The sequence below is a fragment of the Desmospora activa DSM 45169 genome (assembly GCF_003046315.1).
Classification (GTDB): domain Bacteria; phylum Bacillota; class Bacilli; order Thermoactinomycetales; family DSM-45169; genus Desmospora; species Desmospora activa.
In genome coordinates this window covers 121,290-136,856 of sequence record NZ_PZZP01000004.1, presented here as the reverse complement: position 1 = coordinate 136,856, position 15,567 = coordinate 121,290, and the positions used below count along the sequence as shown (strand labels likewise).

The window sequence follows — 15,567 nt, the reverse complement described above, 5'->3', positions numbered from 1 at the left end:
AATATGACTTTAAAGTCATTTTATGAATGTAAAGTTCACTGGAGGTATATAGTGGAAAAAAGAGCGAAACTCACTTTAAAGGAGCGCCAACGTCAGGAAAGAGAGCAGTTCATACTTCAAACAGCTGAAAATGTTCTAATGAAGAAGGGATATCATCATACAAGTATGGACGAAATTGCAGCAAATGCAGGTATCGCGAAAGGTACTTTGTATCTGCATTTTAAAAGTAAGGATGAGCTTGTTTTTGCTTTAGTTGAACCGAAGCTGTATTCTTTTTTAAATACTGTAGAGGAAGCAAAAGCTTATCATGGTTCGAGCAAAGAAAAATTAGTGTTTTTAATTAAGAAAGAGATGTCGGGAGCATTTTTTCAATTTGTAATGAAGAGTTATCCAGACATGGCTTCCGTTTTCCAAGGTGAAAGAGGCGTTCAAATTCAAAAAGTATTATCAAATATTATAAGCGGTATTATAGAGATTCATGAGGAAGGCAAAGCAGCCAAAATTTTTGATTCTGCTATTCCTACAGAAATGATGGCAAATTTGTTTATGAACATTTTTGATCCACATGTTTATAGTGAATCGGTGAAAAATGGAAAGGTATCAAAAGATGATTTCATTCGGTATGTCATAAAAATGTATTTCCAAGGAATCGAAAAATAAGAGGAGCTGTTCAAAATGACTTCTCATTATAAGAAAATAAAGGATCTGAACGTATCGGAAGTGATGACTGAAGAACAATATCATACTCTGAGAGAAGTTGTTTTTCTTTCGGTATTAACAGAAAGATTGTCAAATGACGACAAGCGAAAAAATGATGAGTCTGAACAGAGGGAGATTTTAAAAGAGTTATTTGGAATGAGTGAACAAGAAATTGAAGACAGAATCGAAGGCTTCCTGTACTATCAATCCGAAAAGAAACAGATTGAGGCAAATGATAATGGAACACAGTAATCCCCTTAGCTATGAATCCATTCCAAAGCTTTTATGGAAAATGTCTGTCCCAGCCGTGCTCGGTATGTTGATCAATGCTTTATATAATATTATGGATACCATTTTTATAGCTCATGGTGTAGGGATATTGGGTGTTGCAGGCCTCAGTATTGCTTTTCCGGTTCAGATGATTATTTTGGCACTTGCCGGTGCCATAGGCTTGGGGGGAGCTTCCGTGGTTTCTCGACGTCTAGGTGAAGGGCGTCGAGAAACTGCAAATACGGTGTTTGGAAACTTGCTCTTAATGGTATTCGGTGTTGGGATATTAGGAGTGGTTTGTGCACTCTTCTTTTTGAAGCCTTTGTTGCGGCTGTTTGGAGCGACTGATATGATCATGCCGTATGCTTCAGATTATTTGTTCCCGATTTTAATGGGTACCCTCTTTTCTGTCTTTGTTTTTACTTCCAACAACTTGATTCGATCGGAAGGAAATGCAAAGGTTGTTTTTATATTGATGGCTACGGGATCGTTGCTTAATATTGTTCTTGATCCTATCTTTATTTTTGGATTTCATATGGGAACACAAGGTGCTGCTATAGCAACAGTTCTAGCTCATATTGTTACCTCTATACTTGCGGTGTTTTATTTTTTATCAGAAAAGAGTAACTTTTCACTGGGGATCAATTCTCTTCAACCGAAGCTACATCTTATGAAAGAGGTTCTTGTGATCGGTCTGCCTGCGGGTATCCAGCTGGTTGCCGGTAGTCTGATGATCGTAGCCGTTAACTATATGTTGAATGTTTATAGTGGGGCTATCGCTGTTGGAGTCTTTGGTATTATTTATCGAATCATAACGTTTACGTCGATGCCGATCAATGGTGTGGTCCAAGGCATGCAACCGATTGTTGGGTATAACTTTGGATCAAACCATTTTCAACGGGTGAACGATACTATCACCCTTGGTTTAAAGGTTGCCTCAGTCACTTCGATTATCATTTTTATCGTCATGATGATATTCCCAGAATGGATCATGAGGGTCTTTAGTTCGGACAAGGCAACTGTGGCACAAGGTATCGAGGCGATTCGAATTGTATTTGCGGCTAGCTTCTTGATTGGATTACCAATTGTGATCGGAGGCCTTTATCAAGCGCTCGGCTTTGCCCGAAAGACTCTAATCTTATCGATGGCACGACAAGTACTCTTTTTGCTTCCACTTGTATTAATCTTGCCCAGTTTATTAGGTGTCAACGGAGTTTGGTTAGCCTTTCCTACTGCTGATTTACTTGCATTCTTTCTCTCGATCCTCTATCTATATAAAGACCGTAATTTACTTTCTAACACTTAGTCAAAAAACTACAATCAAAGAAATTCCGAATGCTATTTCGTAAATGTAACTCCATCTGTTCCGATATATTACCTATAAATTCATTATCGAGTGGTACTGAAATAGCATGTCGACAGGAAGTGGAGCAAATCGGTAACCACCCCCTCTTCTGTTTGGAAGAGGGGGTGATCTGTCAGACAATCTCTTTTTCAACCGTTTTGTCGGCTTCTTCTTTTTCTACTACTTTTACTGGTTCCTCCAATGATTTACTGGTTGCCTGTTTCATCAAGGCATTGATGTCCAAACCGGAGACTTGGCTTACCATTTCCGGTGCTTGGGCCATCAGCCGGGTGACGTAGTTGCTCACCTTGGCGGCGCCGTCACCGCCTTGGCCGGAGTCAACTACAGTGATTTTGTCGATGCGGTTCATCGGTTCCGCCACTTTGGCGGCCAGTTCTGGCAGCATCTTAGCGATGAGGTCCAGGATGGCTGCTTGGCCGTATCGTTCAAAGGCTTCCGCTAGTTTTTCTTTCGCTTCTGCTTCAGCCAACCCTTTAGAGCGGATCACATCGGCTTGGGCTTGTCCCTGGGCTTTATGGGATTCCGCGTCGGCGATTCCCTTGGTCCGGATCGCTTCCGCTTCGGCCCGGGCCTGGGCTTCCCGTTCAAAGCGGCTGGCTTCAGCAGCCTGTTCTTGCGAGTAGCGGTCAGCGTCTGCTTTTTTGCGCACTTCTGCGTCATATTGCTTTTCGCGTCGGAGGATCTCCTTTTCTTCCAGTTCAATCGCTTTTTGCTTACGCACCAGCTCAATCTTCATCTCTTCATCCACCACTTGCTGTTTATAGCGATTTTCCTGGAGTTGGTACGCTTGGTCTGCTTCCGCCTTTTTCATGTCTTGTTCAATCTTAAACTGGGCGACGCGCAGCTCTTTATCTTTATTCGCTTCCGCGATGTTGGTCTCTGAGATCAGGGTTGCCTTGGTACCCTCTTCCCGCGCTTTGGCGGTTTGGATCTCGGTGTCGCGGTTGGCGTTGGCTTCTGCGATATCGGCATCCCGGCGAACAGCAGCGATGCGGGGGCGGCCCAAGGCTTCCAGATAGCCGTTGTTGTCGCGTACATCTTTGATGGTGAAAGAGACGATTTGCAATCCCATCTTTTTCAGGTCCTTGGCGGCGACAGATTGTACCTCCTGGGCGAAACGCTCCCGGTTTTTGTAGATTTCCTCTACCGTCATCGTACCCAGGATGGCGCGCAGATGCCCTTCCAGTACTTCTTCCGCTTCGTCTTTGAGCACATCTACCGCTTTACCCATAAATTGTTCACCGGCGGTGGCGACATCTTCCAGCGAACCGCCGATTTTAATGATAGCGACTCCGTCGGCCATCACCGGTACCCCTTGCTCGGTGTAAACTTCAGGAGTGGAGACGGTCAACTTGTGCGAAAGCAGGCTGAGTCGCTCCGCACGTTGAAAAATGGGAAGGATAAAGGCGCCACCACCGCGGATAATTTTCATTTTTTTGCCGGAATCGTCGCTGAGCACATTTTTACGACCGAGCAAACTCCCGGTAACAACCAGGGCTTCATCGGCGCCGACGGTTTTGTAGCGGGCCCAAAAGCAGATGGCCAACACAAAAAAGGCGCCCACCGTCATCAAGATGATGCTGAGGGTGGTCATATCGTTTTGTTCACTCCTTGAGAGGGATCAACCGGGGTCACCCACAGAACGGAGTCTTCCACGCGTCGTACCACGATACGGGTGCCTGAGGGGATGGATTCGCCTCGGTGGCTGGAAGCGATCTGATTGGTGTGGCCGCTTCCAGTCCAGATCAGCACTTCTCCGCATCCTTGGTCGGGAATGGTGATTAGTACTTCTCCCGTATGCCCGACCAATTCTTGCAGGCGGAAGGCGCTGGAACTTTCGGCGTCGGCGACGGGGCGTACCACCAGATAATAGAGCAAAAGAAAAGCGATGATGGCGATGGCAAGAGAGGTGGCAATCAACAGGATACCGGTCAACGGTGTCGATTCCGTTAAGATGAGGCCAGCCGCTCCAAACGCAGTGATCGCCCCTACCAAGGTGACCGGCTGAAACAAGCTGGAGGCAAACTCCCAGATGCCGTCCAAAAGGCCGCCCAACCAATCACCCAGCAGCCAGAGTGCTAGCGAAGCCACCAATCCGCCCCAGAAGCAGTACCAAAAGATCGTTGTCCAGTCCATGGGGGATTCCCCCTTTTTGGGTTGTCGGATATATCATACCATTTCATGTGACAATTAGTTTTGAAAAATGAAAAATTAACTAAAAAGAACTAATCCCTTTCACGGTAGGGTGAGAAGGGATTAGAAAGAAAGGTGTAAATTAGGTTCTGTAGTTGCACTGTCAAAATTTGATGGTAGCAGTTAAGATGATGAAAGCGAGGATCAACAGTGTAACATTGAGTACCATGATATAGCGCTTTACCAAGGATGCCATGGTATTGGCGTCTGTCGCCGCTTTTGCCTGTTTAAAGATTTTGCCGCCAAAGATCGGGAAGCCGATGATGTATACCAGCAGGAATAAGGATCCAAACCGCTCTTTGATAAGCAACCACGTTTGCCCCCCGGAACCGCCTTGTCCGATCAGCATATACAGTCCGGCGATAAGAACCAGAGCTGCTGTCGGCACCATCATGCGAATATTGAGGTTATGGACAAATTCTAAGCTTTTACTCATGGAGATACCGGCTTCATGATTGGCGATCGCCTTGCGCAACCAGACCGCCATAACGGATAAACCGCCGAACCAAGCGGCCATGCTAACGACATGAAAAAAGAGTGCAATTTTATAATCCATCGTATTCAATCCTTTCTTTTGTTGGGATCTACAGTATCACTTCATAGCAATCCAAATTGGCATCGCGATTGGCGGAGGAACGGCCACCGTGTGCCTTGGTAAAATGTTCACTCTCCGTCCAGCGGATAAAATCCTCTTTGCTCGCAAAAACCGTCTCTACTACCAGTGCAGTCCCGTTTTCAGCCTTCAGCAGTCGGAAAGAGACAAAGCCCGGCACCTTTTTCATCCGTTCCGGTGCCCCGTGGAAACGTTCGACCAGTTTGTTGAAATGCTCATCCGAATCGACGGCAATACGGTTATTGACCTGATACAACAGCTTTCCCTCCCAGCATCTATTTTATCGAACTTTCCCCGTTCGTTGTTCCCTTCTCGCTGATTTCTAATCCATTTGTCCTAAAAAAGACATAGAATGATCACTTCAGGTTGGTTGATTATTTGAAAAACCACTTGACCAATAAGGGAACCGTTAAAATAACGGTAACCAGCCGCACGAGATGCAAAGTCATCACTTTGGATGTATCCGCCTCTGTGGTGGATGCGATCAGCAGCAGATCGGACATGCCGCCGGGGGCAGCGGAAAAATAACTGGTTAAGTAGTCCCAGCCCGCTACACGGCTGATCAACCAGCCGACGATGACTCCAAAAGCGACAGCGAGCAGGGCAACGATAATCGCGGGAGCCCAGACGGATTGTAGATCGACTAAAGTTTGGCGGGTGATTTTTAGACCCAGCATCGCACCTAAACAAATTTGAAGGCCGATGGGAAGCCAGGACGGAAAGGCACCCAACGGAAAGCCGATCAATTGTACTGACGCGACTCCGACCATTGAGCCGATCATGGGACCGGCGGGAATACGTAACGAGTGGCCCAACCATCCACCTAAAAGCGCACATAATAGGGTGAGTGCGGTTCGCGACCATTCCATCATTTATCACTCCTTCTGGTTCCAATCTTGATCGATGTCGTTTGATGGAAGAGTGGGCTCGATAGAGAAAAAGGCTTATGGTTTCACTATATGAAACTTAGTTTTGTCCTATAGAGGTTTTCTTCATCTGGGTCTTATTTTCCTGCTGTGTACAAAGCCAATAAAAGCCAAGATGGGCTAAAACAAAAAAACCGACCGCGCTGTGCGATCGGTTCCTTTTATCGTGTTACTCACCTTCGTTGCCGTTGTCATCTCCACCGTCTCCGGGGTTACCGCCAGTATCTCCGCCATTGCCGGGTTGGGGCGGTTCTTGCGCAGGCGGTGGTGTAGCGGGTTCTCCATCGTCAGCGTTTTCTTCTTGCCGTTTCCGTTCTTCTTCCTCCCGCTTTTTCTGTTCCTTTTCCTGCTGCTTTCGCTCTTTTTCCGCCTCTTTCTCCTCCTGTTTGCGCTGTTTTTCCTGTTCTTTCTCCGAAAGATTGTTATTTTGCGAGTCAGCGGGAGGCGAGGCTGGAGTGTCGGTAGGTTGGGTCGGTGTGGTGCCGTCTCCCCCGAATCGTTCAAACCGGCTAACTTCTGTCCCTGACAATGTATCTGTCATCACTTTGTGGAAGATGCGTGCCGGATATTCACCGCCGGATAGGCGGACATGCTCTCCTCCCTCATTAAACACCATCGTAGCCATCACATATTCGGGCGTGTATCCGACAAACCAGGCTTCCTTGTTATTTTGAGTGGTACCTGTTTTTCCGGCTACATCGCGCCCATCGGCTAAGCGGGCGTTTCCGCCGGTTCCGCTTTGCACTACATAGCTTAACATTTGGTTCATCACATCGGCGGTACGGGGGCTAAATACTTTCTCGTTTTGGCGCAATTCCTTTTTCGGCTCTAGTTCCGTGCCATCAGGGGCGACGATTTTAACGATGCTGTGGGCTTCGCTAAATTTGCCCCCGTTGGGAAAAAGGCTATACGCTTGCGCGACCTGTAGGGTACTTACTCCTTTGGACAGTCCGCCGAGCGAGAGGGGCGCCGGTTGTTTATCGCTCTCCTCCAGTGCTAGCCCTTCCTTTTCTGCATACTGGAAGGCAGTCTCCACTCCTACCACTTCCACTAGCAGGCGAGCGGTTCCTGCGTTGATGGAGCGGGCTGCTGCCTGTTTTAAAGGAATGCTACCTTGAAACACCCCGTCATAGTTTTGAGGGGACCAGCCGTTATAGGTATACGGGGAGTCGGAGACATAGCTGTTTTCGTTATAACCCTTTTCTTCCACCACCGGGGCAAATACCGTCAGCGGTTTAATGGCGGAACCGGGTTGCACACGGGAGAGTGCACGGTTTTCATATCCGCTCAGGTAGTTGCGGCCTCCACCGATGGCGGCGATCTCTCCCGTTTTGGGATCGATGATGGTTGCACCGGCATCCAAGTTGTCATGACCCTGGTAGTAACTATCATCCCTTAGTGCGCGTTCCAGGGACATCTGTGCTTTTTTGTTCATACCGGTATAGATTTTGTAGCCGCCGTTTAAGAGATCCTGACCGTCGAGGCCATATCGTTCCAACGCTTCATTGGCCAAGAAATCTTTGTAGGCGTGGTAATTTTCGTTTTTACGGTGCTTGGCCATGTTTTTGGGGTCAACGCCAAGATCCATCTTCTGATATTTTTCTTTTTCCTGCTCGGTGATCATCTCTTTTTCCGCCATTTTGGCCAATACGACATTGCGGCGTTGAATCGCATTTTTTTCGTGCTTAAACGGATTGTATCCTTCCGGTGCTTTGGGCAGTCCGGCCAGCAGAGCGATTTCATGCGGTTCCAGCTCGTCTTTGGTCAGATCTTTATCAAAATAGTTTTTGGAAGCCGTCTGAATTCCCCGGAATTCATTGCCGAGGGAGATATAGTTTAGGTAGGATTCCAAAATCTCTTTTTTCGTATATTTGCGTTCCAGGTTGTAAGCGATGGCGATTTCCGTCACTTTGCGCATAAATGTTTTTTCTCTCTGTTCGTTTAGAACGATATTGCGCGCAACCTGCATCGTGATCGTGCTTCCGCCTTCAGCGGCGCTCATGGTGAGGATATCTACTGCCAAAGCGCGGGCGAGACCCTTTAAGTCGGGGCCGTTATGTTCATAGAAGCGTTCGTCCTCAATCGCGACAAAAGCTTCCATCAGCTCCTGGGATTTTACATCATCCAGATCGATGTATTCACGGTTGGTATCTCCCAGTGCTTCAATCTCTTTCTCATCGCGATCATAAAGGGTGGTGGCAAACTTCAATTTTTTTAAGCTATCCAATTCATAAACGTTTGTGGTCAACATAACGGCGGCTAATCCGCCCACAACGACCAATAAAGTGGTGGAGACCACCAACAGCCACCACTTCTTTGTCATCATCGCTTTCCAAAATAGACGGCCGAAGGTCTTCAGTTTTCGCGCATTCATTTGTCGCACTCTCCCCCCAGATTACAATATATATCATATTGAGCGTGAACGGAAATCAAAACGAAAAATCCAAATGTGAACAGTTGCCGAAAACTCGCGAAGATGGGGGATTGGGTTAAAGGAAGGGGCGATTAAGCTCGTTGTTTGGCAAGAGACTGTAGACGCCCCCAAACTTCCCCGTTCTCACCCCGCAGCATGTACAAATATCAATCTCGCCCTCTTCTCTGGTCCCCACTCTCTCCCGACGTGACCGACGGACAACGGCATGCTACAATGGGGGGGAAAGGAAGTCGTCTGCTAATGCCCCAACTGCTAACGTTGTTGGTTAGGGAGGGGGGGATACCCGGATGAGCGACTTTGCCACGCATGGAGCGAATACGGGAATCCACTCTCGACCACCCTATATGATTTCAAGATCAACCTTTGCAGATGAGGCACCAGGGATTTCATAGCAAGAGGTGAATAGGAATGCCGGATTGGATTACATGGTTAATGGTATTGTGGTTTTTGTTTATGGTCTGGTTTCTTGGAACAGGCGGATACTTTATGTTTCGCAAGTTTCTCAAGGCGATGCCAAAAGAGGACGGTAAATCCGATTTGGACTGGCAGGATCATTATATCGAACGGACGCGCCATTTGTGGACGGAAGAGCAAAAGTCATTATTGGAAGAATTGGTTCAGCCGGTTCCAAAACCGTTCCGGGATACCGCTATGCGCACCATCGCCGGCAAGATCGGCCAGTTGGCGGTACAGGAAAAGGCTGATGCCATGAGCCGAGATTTGATTATTCGCGGTTATATCATGGCGACACCCAAACGGGATCATCAATGGTTGGTGCAAACACTACAGAAAAAGGAGATCGATCTACAACCTTATCAAGGGCTGCTGAAGTGATACGGGTAGGGCCGGGACTTCGGTAGTGCTTTTTTTATTGGATCGGCTCTGTGCTATACTGATTCCGACAGGATCGGGTGACTAAACACCTTTAAGAAAAAGGGGCCTGAACAGCCGATGATGATACAAGTAAAAGATCTGGTGAAAATCTATAACGGTCAACGTGTAGTGGATTACATCAGTTTTGAAGTGGCACAGGGAGAGATTTTTGGCCTTTTGGGTCCCAACGGTGCCGGAAAAACCACCACCATGGAAATGATGGAAGGGTTACGTACCCCTGACGGCGGTGAAATCTCCATTGACGGCCATAACGCCATCCGGCAGCGGAATGCGGTGAAAGAACGGATCGGTGTACAGTTGCAGTCGACGGCGTTGTTTGATCATTTGACAACGCGTGAAATCATTCTGCTGTACGGCAGCTTCTATGCTCAGATGCGATCGGTAGAAGAATTGCTAGCTTCCTTCGATCTGGAAGGAAAGGCGAAGACGTTGGTCAAACACCTTTCCGGTGGGCAGCGGCAGCGGTTGGCCATCGCCTTAGCGGTGGTACATGATCCTAAGGTGATCTTTCTGGACGAGCCTACTACCGGTCTCGATCCCAAGGCGCGCCGTGATCTGTGGGCCATCGTTCAACGTCTCAAAGATGAGGGTCGTACCGTTTTTTTATCCACTCACTATATGGAAGAGGCAGAGCAATTGTGTGACCGGGTGGCAATAATGGACTCAGGCCGCATCATCGCTTTGGATTCACCGGCGGGGTTGATTCGCCAGCTGGCTTCCGACAGTGTGGTGGAATTTGTACTGAGTAAACCCCAGCCGCAGGAGATGTTCCAAGCCCTGGACGGGGTGAAGGAAGTAAAGCAGGCAGAAGACGGAGCGACTGTCTTATTAACGGATCGTCTACAGAGTACGCTGCTGCGCCTGATTCCCCTGGCGGATGCAAACGGGTGGGTTCTCTCCGGCCTGCGCACCCGTACCGCTACCTTGGAAGATGTCTTTTTGCAACGAACGGGAAAGAGGTTGACACAATGAACGCATACTGGCGGTTAACATGGGCCCAGCTATTGTTGTTTATCCGCAATAAAAATATGATTATCTGGTCGCTGTTGTTGCCGATTTTGATGATGGTGGGACTGGGTACGTTGATGGGAACAGGCGGCAACCAGTTTACACTGGACACGATTGTGGTGGATGAAGATGGTTCCCCCCAATCGCAGGAGTTAGTACGCGCATTTCAAGAGACGGAAGGTTTAGCCGTCTCCACTGCGGAACGGGAGCTTGGGTTAAAACAGGTCCGTTCCGGTAGTGCCGAGATGATGATTGTGCTGCAAAAAGGGCTAGGAGCGGAAGTGGAGAAATTTTCATCTTCCGGAAAAGCCCATGCAACAGGGCAAATCGCTCTCTACTTAGACAGCAGCAACCCGACAGTAGCTGAAGTGGGGCAATCGGTGGTAGCTCAGGTAGTGGATGCACGCAACAAGGAATTGGTCGGGTATCAACCGGTGATTGCGATGGAACAGGTTGATGTCCAAACCCGCTCCCTGGGCACGATGGATTTTATGGCGCCGGGTATCCTGGCGATGATGATTATGACGAACAACTTAAACGGTGTTGCCGGTACGATCGCCTCTTGGCGGGAGCGAGGGATTTTGCGCAGAATGCAGGGTACCCCTCTGAAAAGCTCCACCTTTATCGCCGGACAGATTACGGCGCGGGTACTCTTAAACAGTTTACAGGCGGTAGTCATTCTGCTGGTTGCTTTTTTCCTGTTTGACGTTCAGATGAACGGGTCGTGGCTGCTTTTGTTGGCTGTGGTGCTTTTGGGCAGTCTCACCTTTATGGCGATTGGATTTATTATCGCCAGCCTGACCAAAACTCCGGAAAGCGCCGGTCCCATTGCTGGTTTAATCTCCTTTCCCATGATTTTCGTCGGCGGAATCTTCTTTCCCGTTCGTGATCTGCCGGGGCTGTTGCAACCCGTGGTTCAGGCGATTCCGATCGGACATCTAACCCACTCCCTTCGTGGCGTGATGAACGATGGGGCCACCCTTGCTCAATTGTCGCTGCCGTTGTCCATTCTGGCGGCGTGGTTGGTGGTGGCTTTTACCGTAGCTGCGGTCACATTTCGCTGGGATGTAGAATGATAGGGGTGGCGTCATGATTGTAGGGATCGGAACCGACAGCATCTCGTGTGCCCGTATCGCTGCCTTTGGTCCGCAAAGGCTAGCCAAACGGATCTTGACTCCTGAAGAGCAAGCCTATCTGCCTACGAGTGAAAAGCGGCGAATCGAATGGATGGCCGGCCGCTTCGCCGCCAAAGAGGCGCTGTCCAAGGCGGCTGGAACGGGAATTGGCGCCATGGTTAATTTTTGTGATATCACGGTTCTACCGGATGAGCGGGGAAAACCGATCGCCCGTCTGTCGAAGGTGGCTCAAACACGCCTCGGTTGGAACAGCGATATCGCGATCCATCTGTCGATCACCCATACGGAAGAGCAGGCTACAGCATTTGTCGTCGTCGAACAGAGAGATTGAGCTTACGAGTTTGCTTGAGCGACAATTGCTTTTGAGGTTGCTGACAAACCCCAGTAATGGGAAGAGGGGAGCGATTTTCGGTGTAGCGCCCTTCGCACTAAAGCACAAGTCTCGCCTCGGTCACTCCGTACTTTAGTCTTACTTTGACCGACTGCTTAACGGAGTCTCCGCAGGCCCTAACCGTTTAGTGGCACACATACTTTTCCTGATGTACGCTGGTTGGGGTCGGAGGGGACGGAGCGGACAGCCCTTCATCATTGCAAGGGAAAGAGGCGCGAAGACGGAAATCGGGACCCGAGTCCACATTGTCATCAATCTGTTTTACTGAAGAGGCGAGTAGCCTGTCAACCTTGTCTGCATAACACCACCGACTGGGACATATGATGGTAACGCGGTTAGGAGGGACATCCTTGTATCTCTACACTGCACAGGAAATGCGCGATTTGGACCGGTACGCCATCGAAACGATCGGTGTACCGGGAGCGGTTCTGATGGAAAATGCGGGCCAAGCGGTGACACGACAGTTACTGAAACGTCATCCCGGTTTAGGTAGGGCAACAGTATTGGCCGGAACGGGCAACAACGGTGGTGACGGCTACGTCATCGCCCGCTTGTTGGCGTCGGCAGGTTGGCACGTGCGTTTGTGGCAACTGGGACCGACGGCGAAAATGTCCGCGGAGACACGCCTTTTTCGCGATGTCTGCCTCCGCTCTCAACCCCACCCGCTCCAGTGGGAACAAGAGCGCTTGCCGGATTTGGTGGATGACCTGCGCCGTTCCGACTGGGTGATCGACGCCATGCTGGGTACCGGTGTACGCGGTCAACCGCGGGAGCCGTTACAAACGGTGATCGCTGCAGTCAACCGGGAGACACGGGGGCGAATTTTGGCGGTCGATCTCCCCAGCGGGGTGGAGACGGACACCGGAGCGGTACCGGGGAAGGCGGTTCAGGCCGATTGGACCGTTACCTTGGCTGGACCCAAGTGGGGGCATTATCTACAGCCAGGGGCGGAGCACTGTGGCGAGCTGACGGTGGCCGACATCGGCATCCCTGCTGTTGCTCACCAAACCCACCCCCCTACTGCCCGCCTCAACGGCATCGATGAGTGGGGAGAGTATCTCCACCCTCGCTCTCCATGGTCGCACAAAGGCACACATGGGCACATGATGGTGGTGGGAGGTTCCCGCGGCATGTTGGGGGCGGCAGCATTGGCATCAATGGCCGCCTACCGCACCGGTGTCGGCATGGTGACGGTGGCCGTGCCGGAAGGGCAAGAGACAGCGATGGCTTCCCAGGTGACAGAGCCACTCGTGTGGGGGTGGCCTGATCGTGGCGACGGCGGTTTTGCCGATTCTCTTCCTCTAGGATGGGATGAGCGAAAAAATCGCTTCCGCGCTGTTGCTGTCGGTCCGGGGTTGGGCCGTGTGTCCAACGTTACGTGGTTAAAACCTCTGCTGGAGTTGGGCTGCCCGGTGGTACTGGATGCCGATGGTCTCAACTTGCTCGCGCGCGAACCTGCGATCCTGCGTCAGGTTGCATCGACCGTCGTCCTAACCCCACACCCGGGCGAGATGGCCCGTCTCGCCGCTTGTACCGTAAGCGAAGTGGAGGCGAATCGTCCAGGGGTGGCTCGGGATTGGGCCCGAGAGTACGGTGTAACCGTGGTGTTGAAGGGAAGTCACACCATTATCGCAGCGGCGGACGGGTCCTGCGTCGTTGAGGGAAATGTAGCACCCGCACTAGCTAAAGCCGGTTCCGGTGATGTGTTGACCGGGATTCTGGGAGCCTGGTTGGCCCGTGGCATTCCACCGTTTGCAGCGGCGGCCCTATCGGTTCATCTGCACAGTCGCGCCGGCCGTCTAGCCGTTGTCGATACTCCGGATAGCGTTGTTGCCACCGATGTTGTTCGTGCCATCGGACCTGCTCTTCATCAGTTGATCCAATTGCGCTCCCGTGCCTGACCGACACATTTCGAAGGATAGACCTGGCGTCTCTCCATCGGGAAAGGGTGGATGAAATGCGTCGGATCACATGGGTTTGCGTCGTGCTGCTGTCAGCGATCGTCTTTCTTGCCGGCTGCGGCGAAAAAACCCCGGAAGAAATCGTGAGCGATCTGTCCAAACGCTCAGAGAAGATGGAAAGCTACAAAAGCAAAGGCACCATGACCATCAACAGCGGTACCGCCCCTCAGGAGTACAAAGTTGAAGTATGGTTTAAAAAGCCCCACTTTTACCGAGTGTCGCTTACCAATACCAAAAAGGACGTAACACAGATTCTATTGCGCAATGATGAAGGGGTGTTTGTCTTGACCCCCCATCTGGAAAAGAGCTTCCGCTTTCAGAGCGACTGGCCGGAAAATAGCGGGCAAGTCTACCTGTACGAGTCCTTGTTAAACAGTATTATCGATGATTCCACACGTAAAGTGACACCGACGGAAAAGCAGTATCAATTTGAAGTAGCCGCCAACTACCCACAAAATCAATCCCTCGTCTCACAGCAGATCTGGATGGACCGAAAATACAACCCACAAAAAGTGCAAGTACTAAACGACGAGGAAAAAGTGATGGTGGAGGTTCAATTTGACAGTTTTGAAGCGGATACTTCTTTCGATAAGGACGCCTTCGATATGGAACGCAATATGACGGGCTTTGCTGGACGAAGCGTGCCCACTTTAGCCAAAGATAAAGATCAGGATAAGGATCAGGATGAAGATCAGGATAAAGACAAGGAACAAGAGACAGCAGAAGAAAAGCCTGACAACAGCCTGGATGTTTTTACACCGGATTATATCCCGGAAGGATATAAGGCGATGAATGAAACCACCGTCGAAACCCCGGATGGACCGGCGGTGATCACCCGTTACCAGGGAGAAAAGCCCTTTACGCTCACACAAAGGCAGCCGGTCGCAGTGGAAGCCAGCGCTCCAGTTTACGGAAAACCAGTCGATCTGGGCTATACCGTTGGTATTTTGTTAGAGCGAGACGGAAAAAAACACCTCTCTTGGACTTACGAAGGGACGGAGCTGGAACTGATCGGCGCACTACCGGAGGAAGAGCTTCTCCAGGTTGCTGAATCGGTTTACGGTCAGGCAGAAGAAAAATAAATGATCCGCCACCGGGGTGGCGGTTTTTTATCGCTTTAAATCCAGATAATTCGACAGACGCCCCAGGCAAGATAGGCAACCAACAATCCACCTCCGATCCAACCCAGCACGCGCAAAAAACGGCGCACCTTACGCTCTGTCGATGCGTATCCGTCGGCATCCATCCCTTTCTTTTGTGGCAACCCGATAAAAAAGAATACCAGGGCAAAAGCAGCGGGCATAAGCAGATTAAAAGAATGGTTAAAGGAGAGTGTAACATTGGAAAAACCAGCGGTGGGAGCGAATGCGACATAGTCGAACCACTGCATAAAGTAAAGAAAGGCAGCAATGGAGAGCCACCATTTTACGGCATTGATCACTCTTTTTTTCATTGAAAACCCCTCGTTTTGCTCTTTCTCTACGGAACGAACCTCTGATACAGCAAAAGGCACTTCTCTTTCAAAAACCCCTACCATTAATGGTTATCAACAAATCGGGCTTTCAGATATTTTTCGTTCCTTCTATATTATTATTCGCATCTACTCGCAGTTTTGGTGTTGTCCATGACCGTGGCATAAGCGAGAAAGCAGTGGTACCATGGGAACAGAAGAGAAC

Annotated in this window: 16 protein-coding genes; 9 read left to right on the top strand and 7 right to left on the bottom strand. The window is 49.8% G+C overall.

The window, feature by feature from the left end; translation table 11 throughout:
• The first annotated feature begins 51 nt into the window (after window positions 1-51).
• The 3 genes from C8J48_RS17790 to C8J48_RS17780 are packed head-to-tail and all read left to right on the top strand — an operon-like array spanning window position 52 to window position 2,275.
• On the top strand, window positions 52-660 hold the full coding sequence (locus C8J48_RS17790) for a TetR/AcrR family transcriptional regulator (protein ID WP_170105697.1): 609 nt from the start codon (window positions 52-54) through the stop codon (window positions 658-660).
• A 15-nt stretch (window positions 661-675) separates the two neighbouring features.
• Complete coding sequence (locus C8J48_RS17785) at window positions 676-951, top strand: hypothetical protein (protein ID WP_107728604.1); 276 nt, start codon at window positions 676-678, stop codon at window positions 949-951.
• Window positions 938-2,275, top strand: coding sequence for an MATE family efflux transporter (locus C8J48_RS17780; protein WP_107728603.1), 1,338 nt, complete (start codon window positions 938-940; stop codon window positions 2,273-2,275). The genes C8J48_RS17785 and C8J48_RS17780 overlap by 14 nt, the downstream gene beginning before the upstream one ends.
• Before the next feature lie 172 nt (window positions 2,276-2,447).
• Here C8J48_RS17780 and C8J48_RS17775 read toward each other — a convergent pair whose 3' ends face one another.
• The 6 genes from C8J48_RS17775 to C8J48_RS17750 all read right to left on the bottom strand — a co-directional run bounded on the left by C8J48_RS17775 (window position 2,448) and on the right by C8J48_RS17750 (window position 8,441).
• Window positions 2,448-3,929: a flotillin lipid rafts scaffold protein FloT gene (locus C8J48_RS17775; RefSeq protein WP_107728602.1), complete on the bottom strand. Its 1,482-nt coding sequence runs from the start codon at window positions 3,927-3,929 to the stop codon at window positions 2,448-2,450.
• Window positions 3,926-4,471: an NfeD family protein gene (locus C8J48_RS17770; RefSeq protein ID WP_107728601.1), complete on the bottom strand. Its 546-nt coding sequence runs from the start codon at window positions 4,469-4,471 to the stop codon at window positions 3,926-3,928. Before C8J48_RS17770 ends, C8J48_RS17775 begins: the two co-directional genes overlap by 4 nt.
• Window positions 4,472-4,631: 160 nt before the next feature.
• Entirely contained in the window at window positions 4,632-5,084 is a 453-nt protein-coding gene (locus C8J48_RS17765; RefSeq protein ID WP_107728600.1) for a DUF2269 family protein, read from the bottom strand.
• 28 nt (window positions 5,085-5,112) lie between these two features.
• A complete protein-coding gene (locus C8J48_RS17760; RefSeq protein WP_170105695.1) occupies window positions 5,113-5,397 on the bottom strand; it encodes an antibiotic biosynthesis monooxygenase family protein in 285 nt (94 codons plus the stop codon).
• 118 nt (window positions 5,398-5,515) lie between these two features.
• Entirely contained in the window at window positions 5,516-6,010 is a 495-nt protein-coding gene (locus tag C8J48_RS17755; RefSeq protein WP_170105693.1) for an AbrB family transcriptional regulator, read from the bottom strand.
• 226 nt (window positions 6,011-6,236) lie between these two features.
• Entirely contained in the window at window positions 6,237-8,441 is a 2,205-nt protein-coding gene (locus C8J48_RS17750) for a transglycosylase domain-containing protein (RefSeq protein WP_107728597.1), read from the bottom strand.
• Window positions 8,442-8,909: 468 nt separating this feature from the next.
• Here C8J48_RS17750 and C8J48_RS17745 point away from each other — a divergent pair, with 468 nt between their 5' ends.
• The 6 genes from C8J48_RS17745 (at window position 8,910) to C8J48_RS17720 (ending at window position 14,973) form a co-directional block, all read left to right on the top strand.
• A complete protein-coding gene (locus C8J48_RS17745; RefSeq protein WP_107728596.1) occupies window positions 8,910-9,335 on the top strand; it encodes a DUF2621 family protein in 426 nt (141 codons plus the stop codon).
• 117 nt (window positions 9,336-9,452) lie between these two features.
• On the top strand, window positions 9,453-10,367 hold the full coding sequence (locus C8J48_RS17740; RefSeq protein ID WP_107728595.1) for an ABC transporter ATP-binding protein: 915 nt from the start codon (window positions 9,453-9,455) through the stop codon (window positions 10,365-10,367).
• Entirely contained in the window at window positions 10,364-11,479 is a 1,116-nt protein-coding gene (locus tag C8J48_RS17735) for an ABC transporter permease (protein ID WP_107728594.1), read from the top strand. Before C8J48_RS17740 ends, C8J48_RS17735 begins: the two co-directional genes overlap by 4 nt.
• Before the next feature lie 13 nt (window positions 11,480-11,492).
• A complete protein-coding gene (gene acpS, locus C8J48_RS17730) occupies window positions 11,493-11,870 on the top strand; it encodes a holo-ACP synthase (protein ID WP_107728593.1) in 378 nt (125 codons plus the stop codon).
• Between the two features lie 410 nt (window positions 11,871-12,280).
• Complete coding sequence (locus C8J48_RS17725) at window positions 12,281-13,831, top strand: NAD(P)H-hydrate dehydratase (RefSeq protein ID WP_170105691.1); 1,551 nt, start codon at window positions 12,281-12,283, stop codon at window positions 13,829-13,831.
• 56 nt (window positions 13,832-13,887) lie between these two features.
• Window positions 13,888-14,973, top strand: coding sequence for an outer membrane lipoprotein-sorting protein (locus C8J48_RS17720; RefSeq protein WP_107728591.1), 1,086 nt, complete (start codon window positions 13,888-13,890; stop codon window positions 14,971-14,973).
• Window positions 14,974-15,008: 35 nt separating this feature from the next.
• On the opposite strand, the gene C8J48_RS17715 is transcribed toward C8J48_RS17720, so the two are convergent.
• Window positions 15,009-15,344, bottom strand: coding sequence for a hypothetical protein (locus tag C8J48_RS17715; protein ID WP_107728590.1), 336 nt, complete (start codon window positions 15,342-15,344; stop codon window positions 15,009-15,011).
• Window positions 15,345-15,567 lie beyond the last annotated feature (223 nt).